Annotated in this window: 30 protein-coding genes and 1 tRNA gene; 18 read left to right on the plus strand and 13 right to left on the minus strand. The window is 61.9% G+C overall.

Going from position 1 to position 24615, the window contains the following annotated elements; all coding sequences use genetic code 11:
- Positions 1-109 precede the first annotated feature (109 nt).
- Positions 110-185 (minus strand) — tRNA-Lys (locus M3465_RS02930).
- A 141-nt stretch (positions 186-326) separates the two neighbouring features.
- Between M3465_RS02930 and dapF the strand changes: the two genes are divergently transcribed.
- The 3 genes from dapF to M3465_RS02945 all read left to right on the plus strand — a co-directional run bounded on the left by dapF (position 327) and on the right by M3465_RS02945 (position 3214).
- Complete coding sequence (gene dapF / locus M3465_RS02935) at positions 327-1154, plus strand: diaminopimelate epimerase (RefSeq protein ID WP_249500200.1); 828 nt, start codon at positions 327-329, stop codon at positions 1152-1154.
- A complete protein-coding gene (gene mtaB / locus M3465_RS02940; protein ID WP_249500201.1) occupies positions 1151-2404 on the plus strand; it encodes a tRNA (N(6)-L-threonylcarbamoyladenosine(37)-C(2))-methylthiotransferase MtaB in 1254 nt (417 codons plus the stop codon). Before dapF ends, mtaB begins: the two co-directional genes overlap by 4 nt.
- Before the next feature lie 114 nt (positions 2405-2518).
- The gene (locus tag M3465_RS02945) at positions 2519-3214 is read left to right on the plus strand and encodes a CDP-alcohol phosphatidyltransferase family protein (protein WP_249500202.1); all 696 of its coding nucleotides are present in this window, start codon (positions 2519-2521) and stop codon (positions 3212-3214) included.
- A 4-nt stretch (positions 3215-3218) separates the two neighbouring features.
- On the opposite strand, the gene M3465_RS02950 is transcribed toward M3465_RS02945, so the two are convergent.
- A complete protein-coding gene (locus M3465_RS02950; RefSeq protein WP_249500203.1) occupies positions 3219-4028 on the minus strand; it encodes an ABC transporter permease in 810 nt (269 codons plus the stop codon).
- Positions 4029-4151: 123 nt separating this feature from the next.
- On the opposite strand from M3465_RS02950, the gene M3465_RS02955 reads away from it, so the two are divergent.
- Together M3465_RS02955 and rimO are read left to right on the plus strand one after the other, a co-directional pair.
- Positions 4152-4730: a GcrA family cell cycle regulator gene (locus M3465_RS02955; protein WP_249500204.1), complete on the plus strand. Its 579-nt coding sequence runs from the start codon at positions 4152-4154 to the stop codon at positions 4728-4730.
- 116 nt (positions 4731-4846) lie between these two features.
- A complete protein-coding gene (gene rimO / locus M3465_RS02960) occupies positions 4847-6208 on the plus strand; it encodes a 30S ribosomal protein S12 methylthiotransferase RimO (RefSeq protein ID WP_249500205.1) in 1362 nt (453 codons plus the stop codon).
- Between the two features lie 46 nt (positions 6209-6254).
- Here the strand turns inward: rimO and M3465_RS02965 are convergent, their stop codons facing one another.
- Positions 6255-6605, minus strand: a complete 351-nt coding sequence (locus tag M3465_RS02965) for a YigZ family protein (protein ID WP_249500206.1) — start codon at positions 6603-6605, stop codon at positions 6255-6257.
- 106 nt (positions 6606-6711) lie between these two features.
- Between M3465_RS02965 and M3465_RS02970 the strand changes: the two genes are divergently transcribed.
- Positions 6712-7293 carry a thymidine kinase gene (locus M3465_RS02970; protein WP_249500207.1) on the plus strand — a complete coding sequence of 194 codons (582 nt, stop codon included), beginning with the start codon at positions 6712-6714 and terminating at the stop codon, positions 7291-7293.
- Between the two features lie 75 nt (positions 7294-7368).
- Entirely contained in the window at positions 7369-7827 is a 459-nt protein-coding gene (locus M3465_RS02975; protein ID WP_249500208.1) for a PRC-barrel domain-containing protein, read from the plus strand.
- A 46-nt stretch (positions 7828-7873) separates the two neighbouring features.
- On the opposite strand, the gene M3465_RS02980 is transcribed toward M3465_RS02975, so the two are convergent.
- The gene (locus M3465_RS02980) at positions 7874-8992 is read right to left on the minus strand and encodes a beta-ketoacyl-ACP synthase III (protein ID WP_249500209.1); all 1119 of its coding nucleotides are present in this window, start codon (positions 8990-8992) and stop codon (positions 7874-7876) included.
- Positions 8993-9124: 132 nt separating this feature from the next.
- Here M3465_RS02980 and M3465_RS02985 point away from each other — a divergent pair, with 132 nt between their 5' ends.
- Positions 9125-9397 carry a hypothetical protein gene (locus M3465_RS02985; protein WP_249500210.1) on the plus strand — a complete coding sequence of 91 codons (273 nt, stop codon included), beginning with the start codon at positions 9125-9127 and terminating at the stop codon, positions 9395-9397.
- Here the strand turns inward: M3465_RS02985 and M3465_RS02990 are convergent.
- From M3465_RS02990 to M3465_RS03010, 5 genes are all read right to left on the minus strand, one after another.
- Entirely contained in the window at positions 9388-10338 is a 951-nt protein-coding gene (locus M3465_RS02990; RefSeq protein WP_249500853.1) for a 2-hydroxyacid dehydrogenase, read from the minus strand. The genes M3465_RS02985 and M3465_RS02990 overlap by 10 nt on opposite strands.
- On the minus strand, positions 10335-10673 hold the full coding sequence (locus M3465_RS02995; protein ID WP_249500211.1) for a tRNA-binding protein: 339 nt from the start codon (positions 10671-10673) through the stop codon (positions 10335-10337). The genes M3465_RS02990 and M3465_RS02995 overlap by 4 nt, the downstream gene beginning before the upstream one ends.
- Entirely contained in the window at positions 10666-11481 is an 816-nt protein-coding gene (gene proC / locus M3465_RS03000; protein WP_249500212.1) for a pyrroline-5-carboxylate reductase, read from the minus strand. Before proC ends, M3465_RS02995 begins: the two co-directional genes overlap by 8 nt.
- A 31-nt stretch (positions 11482-11512) precedes the next feature.
- A complete protein-coding gene (locus M3465_RS03005; protein ID WP_249500213.1) occupies positions 11513-12013 on the minus strand; it encodes a type III secretion system chaperone family protein in 501 nt (166 codons plus the stop codon).
- 383 nt (positions 12014-12396) lie between these two features.
- On the minus strand, positions 12397-12645 hold the full coding sequence (locus tag M3465_RS03010) for an accessory factor UbiK family protein (RefSeq protein ID WP_249500214.1): 249 nt from the start codon (positions 12643-12645) through the stop codon (positions 12397-12399).
- A 94-nt stretch (positions 12646-12739) separates the two neighbouring features.
- On the opposite strand from M3465_RS03010, the gene lgt reads away from it, so the two are divergent.
- From lgt to M3465_RS03035, 5 genes are all read left to right on the plus strand, one after another.
- Positions 12740-13624 carry a prolipoprotein diacylglyceryl transferase gene (gene lgt / locus M3465_RS03015; RefSeq protein WP_249500215.1) on the plus strand — a complete coding sequence of 295 codons (885 nt, stop codon included), beginning with the start codon at positions 12740-12742 and terminating at the stop codon, positions 13622-13624.
- Positions 13621-14697, plus strand: a complete 1077-nt coding sequence (locus M3465_RS03020) for a class I SAM-dependent methyltransferase (protein WP_249500216.1) — start codon at positions 13621-13623, stop codon at positions 14695-14697. Before lgt ends, M3465_RS03020 begins: the two co-directional genes overlap by 4 nt.
- A complete protein-coding gene (pgeF, locus tag M3465_RS03025) occupies positions 14694-15449 on the plus strand; it encodes a peptidoglycan editing factor PgeF (protein ID WP_249500217.1) in 756 nt (251 codons plus the stop codon). The genes M3465_RS03020 and pgeF overlap by 4 nt, the downstream gene beginning before the upstream one ends.
- A 121-nt stretch (positions 15450-15570) precedes the next feature.
- Positions 15571-15714 (plus strand): hypothetical protein, encoded by a 144-nt coding sequence (locus M3465_RS03030; RefSeq protein WP_249500218.1) that lies wholly within the window; start codon positions 15571-15573, stop codon positions 15712-15714.
- 204 nt (positions 15715-15918) lie between these two features.
- A complete protein-coding gene (locus tag M3465_RS03035) occupies positions 15919-16695 on the plus strand; it encodes a Hint domain-containing protein (protein WP_249500219.1) in 777 nt (258 codons plus the stop codon).
- Here M3465_RS03035 and M3465_RS03040 read toward each other — a convergent pair.
- Positions 16692-17192 carry an Lrp/AsnC family transcriptional regulator gene (locus tag M3465_RS03040; protein WP_249500220.1) on the minus strand — a complete coding sequence of 167 codons (501 nt, stop codon included), beginning with the start codon at positions 17190-17192 and terminating at the stop codon, positions 16692-16694. The two genes, M3465_RS03035 and M3465_RS03040, sit on opposite strands and share 4 nt — an antisense overlap.
- A gap of 204 nt (positions 17193-17396) precedes the next feature.
- Here M3465_RS03040 and trxB point away from each other — a divergent pair, with 204 nt between their 5' ends.
- Complete coding sequence (gene trxB / locus M3465_RS03045) at positions 17397-18401, plus strand: thioredoxin-disulfide reductase (RefSeq protein ID WP_249500221.1); 1005 nt, start codon at positions 17397-17399, stop codon at positions 18399-18401.
- A gap of 45 nt (positions 18402-18446) precedes the next feature.
- Here the strand turns inward: trxB and M3465_RS03050 are convergent, their stop codons facing one another.
- A complete protein-coding gene (locus M3465_RS03050; RefSeq protein ID WP_249500222.1) occupies positions 18447-19499 on the minus strand; it encodes a cytochrome-c peroxidase in 1053 nt (350 codons plus the stop codon).
- A 268-nt stretch (positions 19500-19767) separates the two neighbouring features.
- Between M3465_RS03050 and M3465_RS03055 the strand changes: the two genes are divergently transcribed.
- Positions 19768-21483 (plus strand): bifunctional sulfate adenylyltransferase/adenylylsulfate kinase, encoded by a 1716-nt coding sequence (locus tag M3465_RS03055; RefSeq protein WP_249500223.1) that lies wholly within the window; start codon positions 19768-19770, stop codon positions 21481-21483.
- Positions 21484-21627: 144 nt separating this feature from the next.
- Positions 21628-22968, plus strand: coding sequence for an NADP-specific glutamate dehydrogenase (gene gdhA, locus M3465_RS03060; RefSeq protein WP_349305019.1), 1341 nt, complete (start codon positions 21628-21630; stop codon positions 22966-22968).
- Positions 22969-23026: 58 nt separating this feature from the next.
- Here the strand turns inward: gdhA and M3465_RS03065 are convergent, their stop codons facing one another.
- Positions 23027-23254: a DUF1150 family protein gene (locus tag M3465_RS03065; protein ID WP_249500224.1), complete on the minus strand. Its 228-nt coding sequence runs from the start codon at positions 23252-23254 to the stop codon at positions 23027-23029.
- 3 nt (positions 23255-23257) lie between these two features.
- The gene (locus M3465_RS03070) at positions 23258-23671 is read right to left on the minus strand and encodes an Hsp20 family protein (protein WP_249500225.1); all 414 of its coding nucleotides are present in this window, start codon (positions 23669-23671) and stop codon (positions 23258-23260) included.
- A 164-nt stretch (positions 23672-23835) separates the two neighbouring features.
- On the opposite strand from M3465_RS03070, the gene M3465_RS03075 reads away from it, so the two are divergent.
- Complete coding sequence (locus M3465_RS03075; RefSeq protein WP_249500226.1) at positions 23836-24060, plus strand: YdcH family protein; 225 nt, start codon at positions 23836-23838, stop codon at positions 24058-24060.
- Between the two features lie 57 nt (positions 24061-24117).
- Positions 24118-24612, plus strand: a complete 495-nt coding sequence (gene purE / locus M3465_RS03080; RefSeq protein ID WP_249500227.1) for a 5-(carboxyamino)imidazole ribonucleotide mutase — start codon at positions 24118-24120, stop codon at positions 24610-24612.
- Positions 24613-24615: the final 3 nt, after the last annotated feature.

The raw sequence follows: 24615 nt of genomic DNA on the forward strand, positions 1-24615 counted from the left end.
GCGAACGACTCGCAACTGGAAAGTTCGGTTTAACATAGGGAAGACTTTCACATGCACAGCGCCACACGCTCGGCAAGCTGCGGATACATCGCGAATCTTGAGGATACAGTGGTGAGCCGTGCAGGATTCGAACCTGCGACCCACTGATTAAAAGTCAGTTGCTCTACCAACTGAGCTAACGGCCCACTGGCGCGGTGTCTAGAAAGAGGGCGGTTGGCGGTCAACCCCAAAAAAACGACATTCCTTCATGGAGATGAATTTTCCGCCCTTCCGCAGGCTGGAAAGATACCCTCGGGGCGCGTATATCCGCGCGGATGGTGGACCAGATGGCGAACGGCCTTTCTTTCATGAAAATGCACGGGCTCGGCAATGATTTTGTCGTGCTGGATCTGCGCGACTCGGACAGGCAGATGACGCCCGGTCTGGCGCGCGCCATCGGGGATCGGCATTGCGGCGTCGGATTCGACCAATTGGCCATTCTGTCGCGCAGCGGCGATGGCGCGACGGCGCGGCTGGTGTTCTATAACGCGGATGGTTCGACCTCGGCAGCCTGCGGGAACGCCACACGATGCATTGCCCGGCATCTGATGGACGAATCGGGCGCTGCGGAAGCGATCCTGACGACAGAGCGCGGACAGCTTTTCGCGCGCGATGCCGGGAACGGATTGACGTCTGTGAACATGGGACAGCCGCAGCTCGATTGGCGCGATGTGCCCTTGGCCTCGGCCTTGGACACGCTGGAGCTTCCCATTGAAGGCACGCCGGTCGCGACCGGCATGGGAAACCCGCATTGCACGTTCTTCGTGGAGGATGCCGAGGGTGTCGATCTTGAAACGCGGGGGGCCGAGATCGAGCATCATCCGCTTTTCCCCGAGCGCACGAATGTGCAATTCGCCAGCCTCGTCGGCCGGGATCATCTTCGGATGCGCGTCTGGGAACGCGGTGTCGGCGTGACGCTTGCCTCCGGCTCATCCTCCTGCGCGACGGCGGTTGCCGCCGCGCGGCGCGGGTTGACCGGACGGCGGGTGACGATCGACCTCGATGGCGGGCGGATCGAAATCGATTGGCGCGATGACGGTGTCTGGATGACAGGGCCGACCACGCATGTGTTTACCGGCCGGCTCATGCCCGAATGGCTGGAGGCACATTCATGAGCGCGCCGAAATTCACCACCCTGGGCTGCCGGCTCAACGCATACGAGACCGAGGCGATGAAGGATCTTGCCGCACAGGCGGGCGTCCGCGATGCGGTGATCGTGAACACCTGCGCGGTCACGTCCGAAGCGGTGCGCAAGGCGCGGCAGGAAATCCGCAAACTGCGGCGCGAGAACCCGGACGCGAAGCTCATCGTCACCGGCTGTGCCGCGCAGACGGAGCCCGAGACCTTCAGCGCGATGGCCGAAGTGGATGCCGTGATCGGCAATACCGAGAAGATGACGCCGGGCACCTGGAATGGCCTCGCCGCGGATTTTATCGGCGACACAGAGACTGTGCAGGTCAACGACATCATGTCCGTCACGGAAACCGCACAGCATCTCATCGACGGGTTCGGCACCCGCAGCCGCGCCTATGTGCAGGTTCAGAACGGCTGCGATCATCGCTGCACCTTCTGCATCATCCCCTATGGCCGCGGCAACTCGCGGTCGGTGCCTGCGGGCGTGATCGTGGACCAGATCAAGCGGCTGGTGGACAAGGGCTTCAACGAGGTCGTGCTGACCGGCGTGGATCTTACGAGCTGGGGTGCCGACTTGCCCGCACAGCCCAAGCTGGGCGATCTGGTCATGCGCATCCTCAAGCTGGTGCCGGACCTGCCGCGCCTGCGGATCAGTTCGATCGATTCGATCGAGGTGGACGAGAACCTGATGCAGGCCATCGCCACCGAGCCGCGCCTGATGCCCCATCTGCACCTGAGCCTGCAACATGGCGACGACCTGATCCTGAAACGCATGAAACGGCGACACCTGCGCGATGATGCAATCCGTTTCGCGGAAGACGCACGCGCGCTGCGCCCAGACATGACCTTCGGCGCCGATATCATCGCCGGCTTTCCGACAGAGACCGAGGCGCATTTCGACAATTCGCTGAAATTGGTCGAGGAATGTCATCTGACGTGGCTGCATGTCTTTCCCTATTCGCCGCGGCAGGGCACGCCTGCCGCGCGGATGCCGCAGGTGGGCGGCCGCGCGATCAAGGAGCGCGCCGCGCGGCTTCGGGCGGCGGGCGCTGCGGCTGTCACGCGGCACCTGATCGCGCAACATGGCTGCGCGCATCGCGTCCTGATGGAAGCGCCGGATATGGGCCGGACCGAGCAATTCGCCGAAGTCCGCTTCGCCACTCCGCAGCCGGTCGGGCAGATCGTGGCGACGACGATTTCGGGACATGACGGTCAGCGCCTGAAAGCCTGACCCCGGCGCGGGGCGTTTCCGAAGGTCGGAAACGCGCGATGCGTCGACGCATCGTGGCCCCGAAACCGCCGCAGGTGCATTGCACGGCCGCGGCATTTCGGTCAAAACGACCGAATGACTTTACACACCCGCGCCCTGCTCGTTCATCTTTTCACCGCCACTGGCGCCGTGTTCGCCATGCTCGCCCTGCTCGCCGCCGCGCAGGAGGAATGGTCGATCATGTTCCTGTGGCTGGTCGTGGCCTTCGCCGTAGACGGGATCGACGGCCCTTTGGCGCGAAAATACAACGTCAAGACGAACGCGCCGCGGTTCGACGGCGAATTGCTCGATCTGATCATCGACTATCTGACCTATGTGTTCATCCCGGCCTTCGCGCTCTTTCAGTCGGGGCTCCTGCCCGGCTGGACCGGATGGTTCGCGATCATCGTCATCACTTTCGCATCCGCGCTCTATTTCGCGGACAGCCGGATGAAGACGGCGGACAATTCCTTCAACGGATTTCCGGGCGCGTGGAACATGCTGGTGCTCGTCCTCTTCGCGATAGAGCCGAATTTCTGGGTCTCGCTGGTTCTGGTCGCGCTTCTCGCGGTGGCCATGTTCCTGCCGCTCAAGTTCATCCATCCCGTGCGCACGGAGCGTTGGCGCGCGCTGTCCCTGCCGATCGCCCTGGGCTGGACGTTTTTCGCCGGTTGGGCCGCGTGGGTCGATTTCCACCCCGAAAGCTGGGCGCATTGGGGGCTGGTGGCCACGTCGGTCTATCTCATCCTCGTGGGCATCGTGCAGCAGATCGTGCCCGAGCGGCGGGGCTGAGCGCTTACGCCTTGAGCCGATAGCCTTTGCGGAAGAGCCACCACGCGACGAGGCACACCGCGACGGTCGTGACGACGGACACCGCCGCGCCCAGAACAGGGCTGCTGTCGGAGACATCGAGAAGCCCCCAGCGCGCCCCGTCGATCAGATAGAAGATCGGGTTGAGATGCGTGATCTGGTTGAGCACCGGCGGCAGCGCATCGACGGAATAGAACGTGCCGGACAGGAAGGCGAGCGGCGTGACGATGAAATTGGTGATCGCGGCCATTTGATCGAACTTCTCGGCATAGATCCCGGCGACCATTCCGATGGCCGAAAGCAGAGCCGCGCCGATGATGACGAAGAACAGCGCAACGAACGGATGCTGCGGCACGATCCCGACAAAGAGCCAGAGAGCCGCGGCGATAGCCAGAGCCACGATGAGTCCGCGCGCGATGCCGCCGGCCAGATAGCCAAGCACCAGCTCGCCGGCCGACAGCGGCGGCATCAGCGTATCGACGATATTGCCCTGCACTTTCGACACGACGATGGAAGAAGACGTATTGGCAAAGGCGTTCTGGATCACCGTCATCATCAGTATACCCGGCCCGATGAAGGTGGTGAAATCCACGCCCATCACATCGCCCCGGCGCGGGCCGATGGCGATGGTGAAGATCACCACGAACAGCCCGGCCGTCACCAGCGGTGCCAGAAGCGTCTGCGTCCACACCTTGATGAAGCGGAGGATCTCGCGCTCCGCCAGCGTGTAGAGCCCCATCCAGTTGATCCGCCCGAAGCGGCGTTCCTGCGTTACCTGTTGCCCGCTGCCCTGCATCACCAAGCCTCTTTGCACCTCTGCGCGGGTTGTAACTTCGCCGCGCATGATTAGAATAAGGATCGACTTAGATCGTATGGGCGGCCAACGCAAACGGGCCGCTCTTTTTGATGGAGGGCGCGGATGTCCTGGACCGATGAACGTGTTGAACTGCTCAAGAAGATGTGGGGCGAGGGGCAGTCTGCCAGCCAGATCGCCAAGGAACTGGGCGGTGTGACGCGCAATGCCGTGATCGGCAAGGTGCACCGGCTCGGCCTGTCCAATCGCGCCGGCGCGGCCGGTCCGACCCCGGCCAAGCCCGAACCGAAGCCGGCAAAGCCCGAAGCCAAGGCCAAGCCCGCGCCGAAGGCTGCCCCGGCCAAACCGGCGGCGCCCGAAACGGTGATGGAAACGCAATCGGCCACGCCTCAAGCTTCCCCGCGCAAGCAGATCATCCCGGCCGGCCAACCACTGCCGCCACAGCCTTCGGCCAACGAGATCAGCCCGGAAGCGCTGGCCAAGGTCAACGCGGTCGAGAAGAAGGCCAAGAAACTATCGCTGATGGAACTGACGGAGCGCACCTGCAAATGGCCCGTCGGCGATCCGGCAACGCCGAATTTCTGGTTCTGCGGCCTGCCGGTGCAGCAGGGCAAACCCTATTGCGAGGCGCATGTCGGCGTCGCGTTCCAACCCATGAGCTCGCGCCGGGATCGTCGGCGCTAGGGTCGCGGTTCGGTTTCGGGGGTCTCGGGCGCGATCCGCCGATCCCCAGGCCCACCTGACCTTCACAAACGCGTTTCGCTCTTCCCCATCGCCCCGGCGGGCCTTATACGCCGCCCATGTCTCAAAACCCGCCTTCCCTGCGCCCCGATCTGGCCCCCATGGCCCGCATCGCGGAAACGCCCCGTTCCGGTCAGCCGCTTATCGGCATGGTCTCGCTCGGCTGCCCGAAAGCGCTTGTCGATTCCGAACGTATCCTGACGCGGCTGCGCGCCGAAGGATACGGGATCAGCCCCGACTATTCGGGCGCCGATGCGGTGATCGTGAACACCTGCGGCTTTCTGGATTCCGCCAAGGCCGAAAGCCTCGACGCGATCGGCGAGGCGCTGAATGAAAACGGCAAGGTGATCGTCACCGGCTGCCTTGGAGCCGAGCCGGACTACATCACAGGCGCGCATCCAAAGGTTCTTGCCGTGACCGGCCCGCACCAATACGAACAGGTGCTGGACGCGGTGCATAAGGCGGTCCCGCCCTCGCCCGACCCGTTCGTCGATCTGCTTCCCGCCTCCGGCGTCAGCCTGACACCCCGGCATTACAGCTATCTGAAGATCTCCGAAGGCTGCAATCACGCTTGCAAGTTCTGCATCATCCCCGACATGCGCGGCAAGCTCACCTCGCGCCCGTCCCGTGCCGTGCTGCGCGAGGCGGAAAAGCTGGTCGAGAGCGGGGTGAAGGAGCTTCTGGTCATCTCTCAGGACACCTCGGCCTATGGCACGGATTGGAAGGACCGGGAGGACAAGTTTCCCATCCTGCCGCTCGCCCGCGATCTGGGCAGGCTCGGCGCTTGGGTGCGGATGCATTACGTCTACCCCTATCCTCATGTGCGCGATCTGGTGCCGCTCATGGCCGATGGGCTGATCCTGCCGTATCTCGACATTCCGTTTCAGCACGCGCACCCGGACACGCTCCGCCGCATGGCGCGCCCCGCCGCTTCGGCCCGCACGCTGGACGAGATCGCCGCCTGGCGCGAAATTTGCCCGGACATCACGCTGCGCTCCACCTTCATCGTCGGCTATCCGGGCGAAACCGAAGAAGAGTTCCAGACGCTTCTCGATTGGCTGGAGGAAGCGCAGCTCGACCGGGTCGGGTGCTTCCAATACGAAAACGTCGCCGGTGCGCGATCCGCCGCGCTTCCGGGTCATGTGCCTGATGAGGTCAAACAGGATCGCTGGAACCGCTTCATGGAAACGGCGCAAGCGATTTCCGAGGCGAAGCTGGCCGCGAAGCTCGGTCAGCGGCTCGAAGTGATCGTGGACGAGATCGACGAAGACGGGATCGCCACCTGCCGTACGAAAGCCGACGCGCCGGAAATCGACGGCAACCTCTTTATCGACGAGGGCACCGACGCGCTGAATGTCGGGGAGATCGTCACGGTCGAGGTGGACGAGGCCGGTGAATACGATCTCTGGGGCAGGCTCTAGAACCACGATGCGCCAGAGCATCGTGGTCTTTCCGTAACGGAAAGACCTACCGGTGCTCTAGGTAGTGCCTGACGCAATCCTGAACGTGGCGGAACCGGTCGCCGCCCAGGTGCTTGCCGCCATACCACCGCGTCACCACGACGACATGATCGCAGAGACCCGCGCGTTCCAGCATCTGAAGGATCAACTGGCCTGCGCCGCCTTCGCCATCGTCATTCTTGACCGGACCGCCCTCGGAGAAGACCACCGCCCAGGTGTTGTGCGTCGCCTTGGCGTATTTCTTCACGCGCTTCAGATCCTTCAGAAACGCCTGCACCTCAGCCCGGTCGCGGGCCGGTCCGCCGCTGACCGCGTATTTCGAGCCGCGATCGGAAATCACCCCTTCAAAGCGCTTCACGCCGCTCTTCCCTTCCCGCGCAACCGCCAGAAACGACGCGGAATGAATTTCGCAAGTTCCGTCGCTGCGGGCTTGCGAGCCTTTCCGCCTTGCGGCACATGGCGGCATGGCCAAGCTTTATTTCCATTATTCCACCATGAACGCGGGCAAATCGACCCTGCTTCTGCAGGCCGCGCATAATTACGAGGAACGCGGCATGTCCGTCTACCGGATGACTGCGGCCTTCGACAACCGTTCAGGGACCGGCCGCATCGGCTCGCGCATCGGATTTGCACGCGATGCGGATGTGTTTTCGCCCTCCGACGACCTTTTTGCGCGTATCGCCACCCACTTGGAGCAAGAGCCACTGGCCTGCATTTTCATCGATGAGGCCCAGTTCCTGACCCCGGCGCAAGTGTGGCAACTCGCGCGCGTGGCCGATGATCTGGGCGTTCCGGTCATGGCCTACGGGCTGCGCGTCGACTTCCAAGGGCAGCTCTTTCCCGGCTCGGCCACACTGCTCGCGCTCGCCGACAGCCTGCGCGAGGTGCGCACGATCTGCCATTGCGGGCGAAAGGCGACGATGGTGGTGCGGCAGGACGATGAGGGCCGCGTGCTGACCGAAGGCGCGCAGGTGCAGATCGGCGGCAATGAAACCTATGTCAGCCTGTGCCGGCGGCATTGGAGGCAAGCCACCCGCGCCGAGTAGAAATTTGCACCTCTCGGGAACAGCGCGTCAGGATCTTCGTTGTGAGGGTATACAAGACCAACGAAGGAGACAGAAATGACCAAGTTGTTTGCTAGCGCACTCGCCCTCACCGTTGCCAGCACCGGAGCGTGGGCCCAGGACACGATGGCGATGGAAATCGGCGAAAGAAGCATGGCGATGTCCGAAATGCGCGGCGATCTGATCCGCACGCGCGACATCACCGGCGGCAATATCTACACGATGAACGAAGCCGATGACGAAGGCTGGGACCCGGACATGCGATATGACGCTGTCGGCACCAACTGGAACGAGATCGGCGAGATCGAGGACATCATCCTGTCGCGCGACGGACAGATGATCGGCATCGTGGGTGAAGTCGGCGGCTTTCTCGATATTGCCGACAAGCATGTCATGATCGCAGTCGAGGATGTCAGCCTCGTGCCGGTTGACGACAAGACATATGCGTTCGTCACGCCGCTCAGCGAAGAGCAGCTTGAGGAACTTCCTGAAGTCGATGAGGGCTTCTGGGATTGATCCAACTGGATAGTCACGGAAAAGAGGGCCTTTACGGCCCTCTTTTTTATGCTCGCTCGACCAGAACCGAGCCGACGGAATAGCCCGCGCCGAAGGAACAGATCACACCCTTGGCGCCGGGTTTCAGATCGCCGGAGTGGAGCGAAAAGGCGATGATCGATCCGGCGGAGGATGTGTTGGCGTAGTCCTGAAGGATGTTGGGCTGCTCGCCCGCGCCGGGCGTGCGGCCCAACACCTTCTTGCCGATGAAGTCGTTCATCGTCTTGTTCGCCTGGTGCAACCAGAGCCGCCTTAAATCGTCCGGCTGCCAGCCTTCCGCCTCCAGATGATCGAGGATATGTGCGGACACCATCGGCAGCACCTCCTTAAAGACCTTGCGACCGTTCTGCATGAACTGCATGTCGCGCCGATCCTCCATCTGGTCATGCGCGCGGCGCAGGAAGCCGTTATTGTTGCGGATATTGTTGGAGAACTTCGTCTCGCAGCGCGTGCTTTGGATGATGAAGTGCTCCGCTGTCGCCTCTTCAGCGGGCTCGACGATCACGGCGGTGGCCACATCGCCGAAGATGAAATGACAATCGCGGTCGCGCCATTCGAGATGCGCCGAGCAGATCTCGGGGCTCACCACGACGGCGCAGCGGGCAGAGCCCGCGCGGATCATGTCGGCGGCCGCCTGTATGCCGAAGGTCGCCGAGGAACAGGCGACATTCATGTCGAACGCAAAGCCGCCCGCCCCCAGCAAATCCTGTATCTCCACCGCGACAGCGGGGTAGGCCCGTTCGAGATTGGACGCCGCGCAGATCACCAGATCGATTTCGCTCGCCTCGCGGTCTGCCTGATCGAGCGCCTGCACGATCGCCTTCTGCGCCATTTCCGCCATCAAGGACGGCGCATCGTCGGGGCGCGGAGCAATGTCGGGATACATGCGATCCGGATCGAGGATTCCAGATTTGTCGATCACATGCCGCTGCTCGATCCCTGATGCATTGACGATGAAATCTTCGCTGGAGTGAGCGATCGGCTGCGCCTCTCCGGCCGCGATGGCATCCGCGTTTCGGGCATTCACCTTGTCGGCATAGGCATTGAACGCACGCACCAGTTCCGCATTGGTGATGACCTCTTCCGGTGTGAAGACTCCGCTTCCGGTGATGGCGGGCTGGATCATTCTGCGGCTCCTCGGATGTGTCATCGGTCGTCCGACAAAAGGCGATGCACCCGCCCGCGTCAAGGGCGCCCCGGCCGGCAAATCGGAACCGGCCAAGCTGCCTCGACGTTAAATCAGGGAAAGGACGCCACCATGAACCGATTGTCGGTCATTCTTACCCTTCTAAGCGGTGCGCTGATTTCCGGCGCGCTGGTCGTTGCAGCGTATTCCCTTGGCTATCACGGTTGGGTTCTCGTTGCGGTCGCGATTGTCGGCTGGCTGATGGCTTGGCCGAGCGCGTTGATCGTGGCGCGCCGGATCAAGGAACGCAGCCCGGAATGGTCGCCCCATAGCGATCTGACGGAAACCGGCCCACTGCCGAGGGAAACGCAGAAAGACCGGAACACCGATGACCGTCAAACCTGATTGGGCAAGCCCCGCCCTTCAGCGGCCGAGATCGCGTTGTCGAGCGCCATGAACCCCATATCTTCGCGCACCTCCAGCGCAGCGGTTCCGAGATGCGGCAACAGCGTGACGTTTTCCATGTCGATCAGCGCCTGTGGAACTTGCGGTTCGAACTCGTAGACATCGAGCCCCGCCCCGGCGATCTGCCCGGACCCAAGCGCGTCGATGAGTGCGGACTGGCTGACCACATCGCCCCGCGCGATATTGACGAGGATCGCATGCGGCTTCATTGCGCGCAGCACATCGGCATCGATCAGGTGATGCGTCTCCGCGCCGCCGGGGACAGCGACGACGAGGATATCGACCTGTCCGGCAAGCGCGCTCAGACCGTCCACCTGTTCGGCCGGCAGATCCACGTCCTTCTTCGAGCGGTTGAAATACTTGATCGTCATACCGAAGCCGAAATGCGCGCGGCGCGCGATGGCCTGACCGATCCGGCCCATGCCCACGATGCCGAGTGTCTTGCCTGACATATGCAGACCAAGAAGTTGTGTCGGATGCCAGCCTTTCCATGCTCCGGCACGCACCATGCGCTCGCCTTCGCCCGCCCGGCGGCAGGTCATCAGCATGAGCGTCAGCGCGGTATCGGCGGTCGCATCGGTCACGGCACCCGGCGTGTTGCTGACGGCGATCCCGGCGGCATTGGCGGCCTTCACGTCGATATGATTGTATCCAACGCCGAAATTGGCGAGCACCTTGGCGCGCGGTTCGGGAACGGCGGCGAAGATTTCGGCGCTGTAGGCATCTCCAAGCGTGGGCAGGACGATATCGTAACTTTGCAGGCTGGCAATGAGCTCATCGCGCGACAGCGGGCGCGTTTCCTCACGCAGGGTCAGATCGAAATGCTCGCGTGCCTTGGCGATGACGCGGTCGGGCAAGGGGCGGGTGATCAGCAGTTTCAGCATAGGCGCGCTCCGTTCGGCGTGGGATGATCCGGCACGGCGAGGACGATATCGCCATTGGCATCGGGAAAGCCGAGCACAAGCGCCTCTGACATGAACGGCCCGATCTGGCGCGGCGGGAAGTTGACAACCCCCAAGACCTTGCGCCCGATCAGCGTATCCGGATCGTAGTGAACAGTAATCTGGGCGGAAGATTTGCGTATCCCGATCTCCCCGCCGTAATCGACCCAAAGTTTCAGCGCTGGCTTGCGCGCTTCCGGAAAGGTCTCGGCGCGTGTGACCGTGCCGACGCGGATATCGACCTTCATGAAATCGTCGAACGTGATCTCATCCATTGGCAAGCTCCTTCGACCGCCTTGCAGCGGCATCGACAGTGCGCGCCATGAGAGGCGGCAAACCAGTTTCCTCGTTCATCAGCACTTCCAGCCCCGCTTGCGTGGTGCCGTTGGGGCTGGTCACGTTCTTTCGCAATTGGCTCGGCGGCTCGGCCGACTGCATCGCCAGCGCGCCGGCTCCTGCAACCGTCGCCTTGGCGAGTGTCATGGAAAGCTCGGACGGCAAACCCTGCGCCTCGCCGGCCTTGGCCAGACATTCGATCATGTGAAAGACATAGGCCGGCCCGGAACCGCTCAGCCCCGTCACCGCGTCCATCTGGTCCTCGGTTTCGAGCCTCACGGTCTCGCCGATCGCCGAGAGCAGCGTTTCGGCCTCCCGCATCTGCGGCTCGGTTACATGCGCATTGCCGATGATCGCAGTGATGCCCTGCTTGATCGCTGCCGGTGTGTTCGGGATGGACCGGATAATCGGAGTCTGCTCACCGAGCATATCTTCGAACCATGAAAGCGTGATCCCGGCGGCAACTGACAGAAACAGCGTATTGCCATTCCCCAGCTTCGACAGGGACGGCAGCGCGTCGTGCATGACTTGCGGTTTGACGGCGACGAGGACAATGGCCGGATTACTCGGCAGATCGACGTTCACCTTAACGCCCTGCGCCTGCACCCAATCCGACGGGTTCGGATCGCTGATCCAGACGGAACCTGATGGCAATCCTCCGGCAAGCCAGCCTTCGAGCATGGCCGACCCCATCTTGCCGCATCCAAGGAGCACCAGCCCGCGGCGCGCGATCTCGGAATTCTTCATCTTGCCCCCTCCTTCAAGTCAGGGGCAAGTGTTACGCGTGGCCGTAAGCCTCTGCAATGGCGACCTGAAGCGCTTCTTTCGCGGTGCGGTTGCCCCAGACGACAAGCTGGAACGCCGGATAATACCGTTCCGCCCCGGTGACGGCGCAAGCGATCATCGTGTCGATCTGATCGGCGCTGGCAACATTGCCGCCGGCGAGGACAAGCCCGTAGCGATAGACCATCAGCTTGGCCTCCGCCCAATAGGTGAACGCCCCGGCCCAGCATTGGTCGTTGACCGCGTTCAGACATTCATGGAGCGCCGGCAATTTGTCGGCGGGCGGATCCATGTCGAAGGTGCAGATCAGCCGAAGTGTTTCATCTGCCTGTGACCATGCCAACGTGATCGAATAGGTGCGCCACTGCCCTTCGACCGCCATCGCGATCTGGTCGTCACCGATCCGGTCGAATTCCCAATCGTGATGCGCCGCGATATGTTCGACGATATCGATGGGATGAATATCGTCTTCGAGATAATGTTCGGATAGGGCCATGACGCCGCCTCCTTGTGCCTGTAGCTGTGGAGCGAGAATGCCCCAAGCGCTCGGTGCCTGCTCTAGGGGCTGCGTTGTTTCATTGGCCCCATACCAGATAGGGTGCCTTCACAGAGCCTCTGCGTAAAGCGTAAACTGGGGGACAAACACAATAAGTTGTGGAGAAGTCCACAAAATGTGGCGAGCGCGAATGGTAGCACAGCTTATGGCGTTTGTCGCGCTTTTCGTTGAGTGAGCGTTTCTGTCGGAAGATCCTCGCGTCAGACACGAAGACAACGAAGGATCACCCCCGCGTCATCGCAGCGCTTGACCAAGCGACCTCAATATCCAGAGAGCTTCGCGTCAACCCCGAGAATGGCGATAGCGAAAATACCGGCCAGCCGTCAGCCCTTGCCACCATCCTCGAGCTTGTCGAGCCGCGCTTTTAGCGCCTCGTTTTCCTCGCGCGCCTTTTGCGCCAACGCGCGCACCGCGTCGAATTCCTCGCGCGTCACGAAATCGCGGTCGGCGAGCCACCGGTCGAGCATCGATTTCATGGCTGTCTCGGCTTCTTCTTTCGCGCCTTGAGCCACACCCATCGCATTCGTCATCAGCTGCGAGATATCTTCGAAAACCTTGTTGCGGGTCTGCATTGAATTCTCCCGTTACAGTTACGCCCCTATATGGGTGCCGGAACGTCGGCGCACAAGGTTGACTTCACCGCGAAACGAAGGACAGGTAGCGCGCATGAACACCGGCCTTCCCTTCCCCGACATATCACCGGAGCTGTTCTCGATCTCGCTCTTCGGGATCGAATTCGCGCTGCGCTGGTATGCGCTTGCCTATATCGCGGGCATCCTGATCGGCTGGCGCATTGCCGTCGCTGCGGTCCGGCGCAACGGTCTGTGGCGCGATGAAAAACCGCCGATGCGGCCCGAACAGGTCGAGGAGTTGCTCACCTGGGTCATTCTGGGCATCATCCTTGGCGGGCGGCTCGGCTTCGTTCTTTTCTATCAACCGGAATACTATTTCGCCAATCCAGGGCAGATCCTTGCCATCTGGCAGGGCGGCATGTCCTTTCATGGCGGGCTGATCGGCGTGATCGTTGCCGGCGTGATCTACTGCGCACGCGCCAGTATCCCGCTGCGACCCGCCCTCGACATGATGGCACTTGCTACGCCTCCGGGACTGTTCCTGGGGCGGATCGCGAATTTCATCAATGCAGAGCTTTGGGGCCGGCCGACCGATCTTCCCTGGGGCGTGATCTTTCCCGGCGAGGCAGCGCAGGACTGCGGTCAGGCGAGTGGAATGGTATGCGCCCGGCATCCCTCGCAACTCTACGAAGCGCTGCTCGAAGGCGCGCTGCTCGGTGCGGTTCTGCTGTGGCTTGCCTTCCGGCGCGGAGCGCTCAAGGCACCGGGGCGCGTCGCCGGGATATTCATCGCGGGCTATGGAACTGCGCGCTTTCTGGTCGAATTCGTGCGCCAGCCCGACGCGCAATTCATCGAGCCGGGCAATCCGCTCGGTCTGGCATGGCATATGGACGGCTACGGCCTGACGATGGGGCAGATCCTGTCGCTGCCGATGATCGCGCTCGGCGCCTATCTCTGGATCACGGCACGGCGCCAATGACCGCTCTCGCCGATATCCTGCGTGCGCAGATCAAGACAACCGGCCCGATGACGGTGGCGCAATACATGACGGCCTGTCTGCTGCACCCCGAACACGGCTATTACACGACGCGCGAGCCCCTGGGCGTGCAGGGCGATTTCACCACCGCGCCGGAAATTAGCCAGATGTTCGGAGAGCTTGTCGGTCTGTGCCTTGCGCAAAGCTGGCTCGATCAGGGCGCGCCACCCGTATTTGCGCTTGCCGAGCTCGGACCGGGGCGCGGCACGCTTATGGCCGATATGCTGCGCGCGACGCGGCAGGTGCCGGGGTTTCACGCCGCGATGCGCCTTCATCTGGTCGAAGCATCGCCGAGGATGCGCGAGATCCAGGCCCGAGCGCTGCGCGGCGTCGATCCGCAATGGCACGACACGCCGGATCGCCTGCCGGAAAACCTGCCGCTCTTCGCGGTGTCCAACGAATTCTTCGACGCGCTCCCCATTCGGCAGTTCCAACGCGACAAGGCGGGCTGGCGTGAAGTGATGATCGGGCTTGGAGCAGATGGCGGATTGCAGATGGGGTTAAGCGATGCCGCGCCAATCGCGTCGCTCGATCACCGGCTTGAGGATACCGAAATCGGCGCGATGGTCGAAACCTGTGCGCAGGGCGGCGTTGTCATGGACACGCTCGCCAGCCGGATCGCGGCGCATGGCGGCGCGGCGCTGGTGATCGATTACGGCGATTGGCGTTCGCGCGGCGATACGTTCCAGGCGGTGCAAGCGCATCGTCCTGTCGATCCCCTCGCCGCGCCGGGTTGCGCCGATCTGACAGCGCATGTCGACTTCGAGGCGCTCGCCACTGCGGCACAACATGCCGGCTGCGCCGTGTCCAAGCTGCAGACCCAGGGAGCGTTTCTGGAGAATCTGGGCATCACGGCGCGGGCGCAGACGCTCGCCCGTACGCTTGAAGGGTCGTCACTGGACAGTCACATCGCGGCGCATCGGCGGTTGACCCACCCCGAAGAAATGGGTTCCCTGTTCAAGGTATTGGCCGTCCATGCAGCCGACGCCCCACCGCCACCTGGATTCGAGACATGACATTGGAGATCATCACCTCCGACAGCCTTGCCCCGATGCGCCACGGGTTTTTCACCCGGAGAGGGGGCGCATCATCCGGCGTGTTCGCGGGGCTGAACTGCGGAACCGGCTCCTCCGACCAGCGCGAGATCGTGTCCATCAACCGTTCTCGCGTGGCGGACGCGATGGAGGTGCCGATTGAACGCCTTGTCTCGGTCCATCAGGTTCATTCGGCCGCTGTGCGGGACGTCACCGGCCCGCTCGATGAGCCGCGCCCGAAAGCCGACGCGATGGTGACGCATACGCCCGGCATCGCGCTTGGCGTGCTGACCGCCGATTGCCAACCCGTCCTTTTCGCCGATACCGAGGCGCAGGTGATCGGGGCCGCACATGCCGGCTGGCGCGGCGCGCTCGATGGTGTGCTGGAAGCGACGGTCGATGCGATGATTGCCATGGGCGCGCGACGCGAGGGTATTGCCGCCGTCATCGGACCGAGCATCAGCCAGCGCGCCTATGAGGTCGGTGAGGAGTTCCTTGAAACGTTCCTCGCCGAAGACCCGCAATATGCCCGCTTTTTCGTCACTGGAAACGAAGGGCGATACCACTTCGACCTGCCGGGCTTCGGGCTCCACAGGCTGCGATCCGCCGGGATTAAGGCCGAGTGGACTCGGCACTGTACCTATTCGGATAGCACCCGGTTCTATTCCTACCGCCGCGCGACCCATGCGCGCGAGGCGGATTACGGGCGGCTGATCGCCGCGATCCGGATCTAGCGCACTGCCCAAAATCAATCACAGGATTACACCTGTATTGTCCACGTATGGTCACAAACCCGCCCCATTGAAACGGTTGATTAAGTTTAACAGAGCAACAACCAATCTTCGGAGCAGTCCAATGTCGCGCAAGTCCAAATTCATCGCATCCGTCGTCGCCGCATCCAAGGAAGACATCCCGGCCCTGCCCTTCCAACGCGGCGCCGCGCGCAAGGCGATGTTCGCCCGGAACAAGGCCCAAACGCCCGAGCGCAAGCGCGCGTAAAATCGTGCAAATGTGGCACGCTTATCGAAAACGCGTGAACAGTGACTGTGCTTTATTCCGATTGGCCGCCCCTCGCGGCCAATTTTCGTTTCGTTTTGACGAATCGCGCGAATACCCTGCATTCAATAGGTATTCAGTCTGCATCGTCCTTCTGGTGTTGTTGGTGGGGGCCAACGCGGATGTGACCAGCCGAAAGGTGATCACATGGTTCAACCCTCACCGTTCCCGTCCAAGGACGATTTCAACGCCTACGCGGTCTCGAAGGACCGCATTGCCACGTTCGACGGGCAGCCTCGACGCGACGTAGCTCTCACGCGCACCATCGAGGCTGCCGCACTTCTGGACGATCATTCGGTTCTTGATCTGACCGTCAACGTCCCTGCGAGCCCCGTTTTCGAAGCCTGCGCGAGCGCCTTTGCGCGGGGCACGCTGATCTCCACCGTGATGGGGCCGGTCGCGATAGAGGATCTGCGGCCCGGCGATCTTGTCGAAACGCATCGCGGGCCGGAGCCGATCGTGTGGAAAGGCAGCACGTCCTACCTCCCTCATTTCGCGGCTGAGGCGACCAGCCTGACGCATCTGCTCCGCCTGCCGGCCGAAGGTCTGGAGCGCGGGGATCTCGTTCTCGGCCCCGCCGCACGACTGGTAGTTCGGCAGGACAGGTTCACCGAAATTCTCAACTGCGCCGCTGTTTTGGCGCCGGCGGGCGACTACGTCGATGGGGATCGCATCTTGCGTGTCACGCCGCCCGGCGCGGTACAACTGTATCATATCGCGTTGCGCCGGCACGGAATTCTGCGGGCGAATGGGCATGAGCTTGAAAGCTATCACCCCGGCCGCCTCCGCGAGTCTGACCTCGGCTCGGCGCACCGCATGCTGCTGCAGGAGATGTTCCCGCATCTGAGCGATCTCGATGGGTTCGGGGACCTGGCCTTCCCGCGCTCCTCGCGCGAAGCGATCGACGCGCTCAGACTAACTTAGGCGGGATCCGACAGCCGATTTTCCAGGATGTCGAACGGCACGCCCGGTTCGACCTTGGCATTGCGGATCACGAGCGAGGTCTTCACGCTCTCGACATTCGCGGATGTCAGAAGTTCCCCGGTCAGGAAACTCTGGAAGGTGCTGAGATCGGGCGCCACGCATTTCAGGATGAAATCCACCTCGCCGTTCAGCATGTGACATTCGCGAACGAGCGGCCAGCCGTTGCAAAGCTCCTCGAAAGCGCGCAGATCAGCTTCGGCCTGGCTCTGCAGACCGACCATGACGAAAACCTGCACCTCGAAACCCAGCGAGCGCGCATCGACCTCCGCGTGATAGCCCCGGATGAAGCCCTGCTCCTCAAGCGTGCGTACGCGGCGCAGACAGGGGGGCGCGGAAATTCCGACGCGGCGCGCGAGCTCGACATTGGTCATGCGACCATCTGCCTGAAGCTCTGCGAGAATTTTACGGTCGATTGGATCCAGTCGATGTGACGCCATTCCGAAGCATCCTTGCTGATTTGCCATTCTTATAGCACCCGCTCCAACACACGCAATAAAGTTTCAACAATGCGCAATATTGTTAATATTTGCGAAGGAAAACCGCGTGAATCGGAAGCCGCAGCAAGCGTTTGCTATGCAGAGATGCCGCGCATATATGCATCGGGAACCACTTTCAATTCGAATATGCTGCGAGGCTGCGCCATGTCCAACACACGTCACACCAAGGTCCTGATCATCGGGTCCGGCCCCGCTGGCTATACCGCTGGTGTCTATGCCAGCCGCGCCATGCTGGAGCCGATCCTCGTCCAGGGGATGGAGCCGGGCGGACAGCTTACGACCACGACCGAGGTCGAGAACTGGCCCGGCGATACCGAGGTCCAGGGGCCGGATCTGATGGTGCGGATGGAAGCCCATGCCCGCTCGGTCGGTTGCGAGATCGTCAGCGATATCATCACATCGCTCGATCTCGACAAGCGCCCGTTCACGGCGCAATCCGACAGCGGCACGGTCTATACCGCCGATGCGGTGATCCTCGCGACGGGCGCGCGCGCCAAATGGCTTGGCCTGCCCTCCGAAGAAGCGTTCAAGGGCTTCGGCGTTTCAGCCTGCGCCACATGCGACGGCTTCTTCTATCGCGGTCAGGAAATCGTCGTGATCGGCGGCGGGAATACCGCTGTCGAAGAGGCGCTGTTCCTGACCAATTTCGCCTCGAAGGTAACGCTGATCCATCGGCGCGACGAGTTGCGAGCCGAGAAAATCCTGCAGGACCGGCTGTTCAAGAACCCGAAGATCGAACCCCTCTGGTTCCACCAGCTCGATGAGGTTTATGGCTCCGACATGCCCAAGGGCGTCGAGGGAGTGAAGGTCCGGAACGTCAAGACGGGCGAGATCACCGATATTCCCTGCAAGGGTGTTTTCATCGCTATCGGTCACGCGCCGGCCAATGAGCTGGTGAAGGACAAGCTTGAAACCCATATGGGCGGCTATGTCGTGACCAAGCCGGACAGCACGGAAACCTCGATCCCCGGCGTGTTTGCGGCGGGCGATCTGACCGATCACAAGTATCGGCAGGCGGTGACCAGCGCCGGGATGGGCTGCATGGCCGCGCTCGAGGCGGAGCGGTTCCTGGCGGAAGTCGGCGACGATGCCGGCAAGGACGTGTCCGAGCCGCTCGGCTATGGCGCCGAAGTCAAGGAAAGCGTCTGATCTTACGAGAAAGGTCGGGCAAGTTTGCCCGACCTGTGTTTTCGATCACTGAACGACTTCGCCCGTCGGCTGCGGGGTGGCGGCGGTTTCAGCCGGCAGCACCGGATAGATCACCTCCGGCATCTCTCCGGTCAGGGACCCGAGAAAGGCGGTGATGTCGTCGATCTCGCTTTCGCTCAGCTCCGCACCGAGCTGCGATTCCGCCATGATCGCAACCGCCGTGCGCAGATCCCAGACCGCGCCAGAGTGGAAATAGGGCGCGGTCAGCGCGATATTGCGCAGCGGGGCGGCCCGGAAGACGTATTCGTCATCGGCGGTTTCCGTCACGACGAAACGGCCCTTGTCGCCTTCGGGCAGCACATCTGCGCCGGGCCTTTCCACAAGCCCGAACGGATAATAGCCCTCACCGCCAAGGTTCACACCACCGTGGCAACTTGCGCAGCCCGCATCCACGAAAAGCTCAAGCCCGCGCTTCTCCTGATCGCTCAAGGCCGCGTCGTCGCCATTCAGCCACGCATCGAAGGGCGCAGGCGTGATGAGGGTTGCCTCATAGGCTTCGATCGCCTTGGCGAAATTATCGAAGGTGACGGGGTCTTCCTCCTCCGGGAAGGACTCGCGGAACCACTCGACATATTGCGGCATGGAGTTCAGCGTCGCCAGCACATTGTCGGGCGTGTTCGCCATCTCGACGCCTGCCTGAACCGGGCCTTTTGCCTGTTCGGCAAGATCGGCGGCGCGCCCGTCCCAGAATTGGGCGTCGTTGAACACGGAGTTCAGCACGGTGGGAGAGTTGCGCGGGCCTTTCTGCCAGCCATGTCCAATGGATGTCGGCATGTTGTCATCGCCGCCCGTGGCAAGGTTGTGACAGGAGTTACAGGAGAACACGCCCGACGCGGACATGCGCGGATCGAAGAACAACGCCTTTCCGAGATCCACCTTTTCGGGTGTGATCGGGTTGTCTTTTACCGCAGGGACAGTCGAAGGCACCGGGGAAAATATTTCCTTCGCTTCCTCGCGCAAATCCGTCGATGCCATCGCGGTGCCGCCGATGGCGATGATCGATGCGGCTAGTAATGGTGATTTGAGGGAACGGGTCATAATGCCTCCTGTTAAGATTAGTTTAGCATACATATTCATTTTATAGAATTTATGAGATGATCGCGTTGATTTCGATCAACATTATTGACGATGCGGGATGAAGTTCAGCCCATTCGGCGCTTTTGAAAACCCGTGGCTTTCCAGATACGCAAATGGCGCAACGTCAGTCTTCTTATGCGCGGCGTCTGCGGCTTTGCTGGACATTTTGGACGCCCAGGGCGTAGGACCTCGCCAAAGCATGTCAGTCCCGCCATTGAAGGCCGCTCCAATGTATCCGCAAAATCTCGCTCCGATCCCCGAACTCTACGTCTCCTACGACAGCGCCCTGAAGCTGAAGCAGGAAGCGGCCGATCTGGTCAGCCACGATCTGACCCCCCGGCAGATCTGCGATCTCGAACTGCTGATGAATGGCGGGTTCAACCCTCTCAAGGGCTTCCTGAGCGAAGAGGATTACGACAGCGTCGTCGAGAACATGCGTCTGGCCGATGGCACGCTATGGCCGATGCCGATCACGCTGGATGTGTCGGAAGCCTTTGCCGGCAGCATCGAGATCGGACAGGACATCGCCCTGCGCGACCAGGAAGGCGTCATCCTCGGCACGATGACGGTGACCGACCGCTGGACGCCTGACAAGGCGCGCGAGGCGGAAAAGGTGTTCGGAGCCGATGACAGCGCGCATCCGGCGGTGAACTACCTGCACAACACCGCCGGCAAGGTCTATCTGGGCGGGCCAGTAACGGGTATCCAGCAGCCGGTGCACTACGATTTCCGCGCGCGGCGCGATACGCCGAACGAGTTGCGCGCCTATTTTCGCAAGCTGGGCTGGCGCAAGGTCGTGGCTTTCCAGACGCGGAATCCGCTGCACCGCGCGCATCAGGAACTGACCTTCCGCGCCGCCAAGGAAGCGCAGGCGAACCTGCTCATTCACCCGGTCGTCGGCATGACCAAGCCCGGCGATGTGGATCATTTCACCCGCGTGCGCTGCTATGAGGCGGTGCTCGACAAATACCCGCAATCCACCACTACGATGAGTTTGCTGAACCTCGCCATGCGCATGGGCGGCCCGCGCGAAGCGGTCTGGCACGGGTTGATCCGCAAGAACCACGGCTGCACCCATTTTATCGTCGGGCGCGACCATGCCGGGCCGGGCAAGAACAGCGCAGGCGAGGATTTCTACGGGCCGTATGATGCGCAGGATCTGTTCCGCGAGCATCAGGACGAGATCGGCATCGAAATGGTCGATTTCAAACACATGGTCTTTGTGCAGGAGCGCGCACAATACGAGCCGATGGACGAGATCGCCGACAAGGACGACGTGACGATCCTCAACATCTCGGGCACCGAATTGCGGCGTCGCCTGTCCGAAGGTCTCGATATACCGGATTGGTTCTCTTTCCCCGAAGTTGTCGCGGAACTGCGCAAGACCCGACCGCCACGCTCGCAGCAGGGATTTACCGTGTTCTTCACCGGCCTGTCAGGTTCGGGAAAGTCGACGATCGCCAATGCGCTCATGGTCAAGCTGATGGAGATGGGCGGGCGCCCGGTGACGCTGCTCGATGGCGATATCGTGCGAAAGAACCTCAGTTCCGAGCTTGGGTTCAGCAAGGAACATCGCGATCTGAACATTCGCCGCATCGGCTATGTCGCGTCCGAGATCACAAAGAATGGGGGCATTGCCATATGCGCCCCCATCGCACCCTACGCGACAACCCGGCGTGCCGTGCGCGAGGAGATAGAGCAATTCGGGGCGTTCATCGAAGTGCATGTCGCCACGTCGCTCGAAGAGTGCGAGCGGCGTGACCGCAAAGGGCTCTACAAGCTGGCGCGCGAGGGCAAGATCAAGGAATTTACCGGGATTTCAGACCCCTATGATGAGCCGCCAAACCCCGAACTGCGGGTCGAGACCGAGAATGTCGAGGTCGACAATTGTGCGCATCAGGTCATTCTCAAGCTGGAATCGCTCGGCCTGATCGCCGCACAGTAAGCTCTGCGCCAAACACACAGGAAGACCGCGCGCCCCAGCAAGGCGCGGTCTTTTCGCACAACTGTCGGCAAACCCTTGCCGAGCATCGGTATCCCATCTTAAAAGGCCGCGTTTCTGACAGAAAATAACAAGAGAGGTCCATCTGTGGACGAAAAGCTAGAGCCTGTTCTGGCCGAGATCGAACGCCGAAATGCCGGCGAAATGGAATTTCACCAAGCCGCACGCGAAGTTCTGGAAAGCCTCGGCCCCGTCATCGCGAGAAACCCCGATTACGCGAAGGATTCGCTGCTCGAACGCATCTGCGAGCCCGAGCGGCAGATCATCTTCCGCGTGCCTTGGGTCGATGACACCGGCAAGGTCCGCATGAACCGCGGCTTTCGCGTCGAGTTCAACTCGGCCCTCGGCCCGTATAAGGGCGGCCTGCGGTTTCACCCCAGCGTCAATATCAGCATCGTCAAGTTCCTGGGCTTCGAGCAGATCTTCAAGAACGCGCTCACCGGCCTTCCCATCGGCGGCGGCAAGGGCGGTTCCGATTTCGACCCACGCGGGCGCTCCGAAGGCGAGATCATGCGCTTCTGTCAATCCTTCATGACCGAGCTTTACCGCCATATCGGTGAATATACCGATGTTCCGGCCGGCGATATCGGCGTCGGCCAGCGCGAGATCGGCTTTATGTTCGGCCAATACAAGCGCATCACCAACCGCTACGAGTCCGGCGTTCTGACAGGCAAGGGTTTGCGTTGGGGCGGCAGCCGCGTGCGCACCGAAGCCACGGGCTATGGCACAGTCTTCTTCCTCAAGCGGATGATGGAAGCCGCAGGCAAAGCGATAGAAGGCCGCCGCGCGGTCGTGTCCGGCTCGGGCAATGTCGCGGTCTACGCGATCGAGAAGTTGCGGGAGATGGGCGTGACCGTCGTGGCCTGCTCGGATTCCGATGGCTATGTCGTCGACGATGACGGCATCGATCTCGATCTTGTCAAGGACATCAAGGAAGTCCGCCGCGACCGTATCTCGACCTATGCCGACAAGCGGGGCGGCACGGCCCGCTTCGTCAAGGGCGGCAGCATCTGGGACGTGCCTTGCGACATTGCTCTTCCCTGCGCCACGCAGAATGAGCTGGACGGCAAAGCGGCCCGCACGTTGATGAAGAACGGAATGATCGCATTGGCCGAAGGCGCCAACATGCCCTGCACGCCCGATGCACAGCGTGTGTTCCGCGAAGCCGACGCGCTCTATGCACCCGGCAAGGCCAGCAATGCCGGCGGTGTGGCCACCAGCGCGCTGGAAATGCAGCAGAACGCCTCGCGCGACAGCTGGACTTTCGAACAGACCGAGGCGCGGCTTGAAAGCATCATGTACAAGATCCATGATCGCTGCGCCGAAACAGCGGAAGATTACGGCATGCCGGGCAACTACGTCGCCGGTGCCAATATCGGCGGCTTCATCCGCGTCGCCGCCGCGATGCGGGCCTTGGGCGTCATCTGATACGAAAAAGGCGCGCCTGTCATCACGGGCGCGCCTTCCGAACAAGCTTTGCGGGCGATCAGTGCACCGTCACCGGCGCAAGATCATTCTGCCGCGCGAGCATGAAGGCCAGATTTCGATCCTTCACCAGCGCCAGCCGCTCGCCATCCGCGCGGTGCACGGCGTAAATCACTTTCTGATTGCCGATCTCGTCCTGCACATCCTCGGGCAGTTCGGCCACATCGACCGGACGCACGTAGACAACGTTGGACTGATCCGCATCCTTGAAGTCATATGGTGTGTTCATGGTCTACCCCTTCCTGATCTGGATCGTCTGAACCACAGTCTCTGGACGAGACAACGTCAGATCGACGTGCAACAACCCGTTTTCCATGACGGCCTCTCCGACCTCGACTCCGTCGGCGAGGACGAAGCTGCGCTGGAACTGCCGTGCGGCAATCCCGCGATGCAGGAATATCCGGTCGTCGCTGTCGTCACTCTGGCGACCACGGATGACAAGCTGTCTATCCTCAACGGTTATGGACAGATCTTGTTCCCGAAACCCCGCGACCGCGAGCGTGATGCGGTAAGAGGCATCGGAGGTCTGTTCGATATTGAACGGAGGGTAGCCATCATTGCCGGATTTCGCGGTGCGTTCCAGCAGGCGTTCAAGCTGCTCGAACCCAAGCAGATGGGGATAGGATCCCAAGGTCAATTTCGTCATCGACACGTCCTTCACTCAAAGCGACTGTGTGTTCCGCGGCCCCGTTATCGGCAGCCGCCTCGTCTGGAAATATGGGGAGCCGCCTGCGGCAAAGCAAGGGCTTTGCGGAATCGTTCTTAACGGTTATTGTTGGATTTCCTGCAATTACCAAGGCTTTGCACGGCATGAACGCCCCCACTGACCTTTCGATGAAAACCGACGAAGTGCTCCGGGTCGAACTGGAAGTGTTCCGCCGTGAGCATCGCGATCTCGATGACGCGATTCGCGCGATGCAGCAGACCGGCACCGCCGACCAGTTGACCTTGCAGCGTCTCAAGAAGAAGAAGCTGATCCTCAAGGACAGGATCGCGCAGATCGAAGACCGACTATTGCCTGATATCATTGCCTGATTGCCCCCGGCTGCGATCCTTGTATAGTGCGCGCTCCAACGGCAATGGTGGCGCGCGATGACTCAAACCCCGAAGATCGGCATCATCATGGGCAGCCAATCGGACTGGCCAACCATGAAGGAAGGCGCCGCCATCCTGGACGATCTGGGCCTGTCCTATGAAGCACGCATCGTCTCGGCACATCGCACGCCCGACCGGCTTTGGGAGTACGGCCGCACCGCCGTGGAGCGCGGCCTTCAGGTCATCATCGCCGGCGCCGGCGGCGCGGCGCATCTGCCGGGCATGATGGCCTCGAAAACCCGCCTGCCCGTCATCGGCGTTCCGATCCGCACACAGGCGCTTTCAGGCGTGGACAGCCTCTATTCGATCCTCCAGATGCCGCGGGGCTATCCCGTCGCGACAATGGCGATCGGCGCGCCGGGCGCGGCCAATGCCGCCCTCATGGCAGCCGGCATCCTAGCGCTGCAGGATCCCGATCTCGCCGCCCGGCTCGACAGATGGCGCGCCGATCTGTCCGCCTCGATCCCCGAAATCCCGTCCGAAGACGCATAACCC

This window comes from Marivita sp. GX14005 (assembly GCF_023370775.1).
Classification (GTDB): Bacteria; Pseudomonadota; Alphaproteobacteria; order Rhodobacterales; family Rhodobacteraceae; genus Marivita.

Bases quoted from the DNA above. Each gene is read 5' to 3' on its own strand.
- M3465_RS02950 (WP_249500203.1), bottom strand. From the start codon at position 4,028: ATGCAGGGCAGCGGGCAACAGGTAACGCAGGAACGCCGCTTCGGGCGG.
- M3465_RS02945 (WP_249500202.1), top strand. From the start codon at position 2,519: ATGACTTTACACACCCGCGCCCTGCTCGTTCATCTTTTCACCGCCACT.
- M3465_RS03040 (WP_249500220.1), bottom strand. From the start codon at position 17,192: ATGGCGTCACATCGACTGGATCCAATCGACCGTAAAATTCTCGCAGAG.
- M3465_RS03075 (WP_249500226.1), top strand. From the start codon at position 23,836: ATGAACGCCCCCACTGACCTTTCGATGAAAACCGACGAAGTGCTCCGG.
- M3465_RS02985 (WP_249500210.1), top strand. From the start codon at position 9,125: ATGAACCGATTGTCGGTCATTCTTACCCTTCTAAGCGGTGCGCTGATT.
- M3465_RS03065 (WP_249500224.1), bottom strand. From the start codon at position 23,254: ATGAACACACCATATGACTTCAAGGATGCGGATCAGTCCAACGTTGTC.
- mtaB (WP_249500201.1), top strand. From the start codon at position 1,151: ATGAGCGCGCCGAAATTCACCACCCTGGGCTGCCGGCTCAACGCATAC.
- M3465_RS03010 (WP_249500214.1), bottom strand. From the start codon at position 12,645: ATGCAGACCCGCAACAAGGTTTTCGAAGATATCTCGCAGCTGATGACG.
- trxB (WP_249500221.1), top strand. From the start codon at position 17,397: ATGTCCAACACACGTCACACCAAGGTCCTGATCATCGGGTCCGGCCCC.
- M3465_RS02980 (WP_249500209.1), bottom strand. From the start codon at position 8,992: ATGATCCAGCCCGCCATCACCGGAAGCGGAGTCTTCACACCGGAAGAG.
- dapF (WP_249500200.1), top strand. From the start codon at position 327: ATGGCGAACGGCCTTTCTTTCATGAAAATGCACGGGCTCGGCAATGAT.
- M3465_RS03030 (WP_249500218.1), top strand. From the start codon at position 15,571: ATGTCGCGCAAGTCCAAATTCATCGCATCCGTCGTCGCCGCATCCAAG.
- M3465_RS03050 (WP_249500222.1), bottom strand. From the start codon at position 19,499: ATGACCCGTTCCCTCAAATCACCATTACTAGCCGCATCGATCATCGCC.
- M3465_RS02970 (WP_249500207.1), top strand. From the start codon at position 6,712: ATGGCCAAGCTTTATTTCCATTATTCCACCATGAACGCGGGCAAATCG.
- rimO (WP_249500205.1), top strand. From the start codon at position 4,847: ATGTCTCAAAACCCGCCTTCCCTGCGCCCCGATCTGGCCCCCATGGCC.
- M3465_RS03035 (WP_249500219.1), top strand. From the start codon at position 15,919: ATGGTTCAACCCTCACCGTTCCCGTCCAAGGACGATTTCAACGCCTAC.
- M3465_RS03055 (WP_249500223.1), top strand. From the start codon at position 19,768: ATGTATCCGCAAAATCTCGCTCCGATCCCCGAACTCTACGTCTCCTAC.
- M3465_RS02995 (WP_249500211.1), bottom strand. From the start codon at position 10,673: ATGGATGAGATCACGTTCGACGATTTCATGAAGGTCGATATCCGCGTC.
- M3465_RS02975 (WP_249500208.1), top strand. From the start codon at position 7,369: ATGACCAAGTTGTTTGCTAGCGCACTCGCCCTCACCGTTGCCAGCACC.
- pgeF (WP_249500217.1), top strand. From the start codon at position 14,694: ATGACATTGGAGATCATCACCTCCGACAGCCTTGCCCCGATGCGCCAC.
- M3465_RS03070 (WP_249500225.1), bottom strand. From the start codon at position 23,671: ATGACGAAATTGACCTTGGGATCCTATCCCCATCTGCTTGGGTTCGAG.
- M3465_RS03005 (WP_249500213.1), bottom strand. From the start codon at position 12,013: ATGGCCCTATCCGAACATTATCTCGAAGACGATATTCATCCCATCGAT.
- proC (WP_249500212.1), bottom strand. From the start codon at position 11,481: ATGAAGAATTCCGAGATCGCGCGCCGCGGGCTGGTGCTCCTTGGATGC.
- lgt (WP_249500215.1), top strand. From the start codon at position 12,740: ATGAACACCGGCCTTCCCTTCCCCGACATATCACCGGAGCTGTTCTCG.
- M3465_RS02955 (WP_249500204.1), top strand. From the start codon at position 4,152: ATGTCCTGGACCGATGAACGTGTTGAACTGCTCAAGAAGATGTGGGGC.
- M3465_RS03020 (WP_249500216.1), top strand. From the start codon at position 13,621: ATGACCGCTCTCGCCGATATCCTGCGTGCGCAGATCAAGACAACCGGC.
- purE (WP_249500227.1), top strand. From the start codon at position 24,118: ATGACTCAAACCCCGAAGATCGGCATCATCATGGGCAGCCAATCGGAC.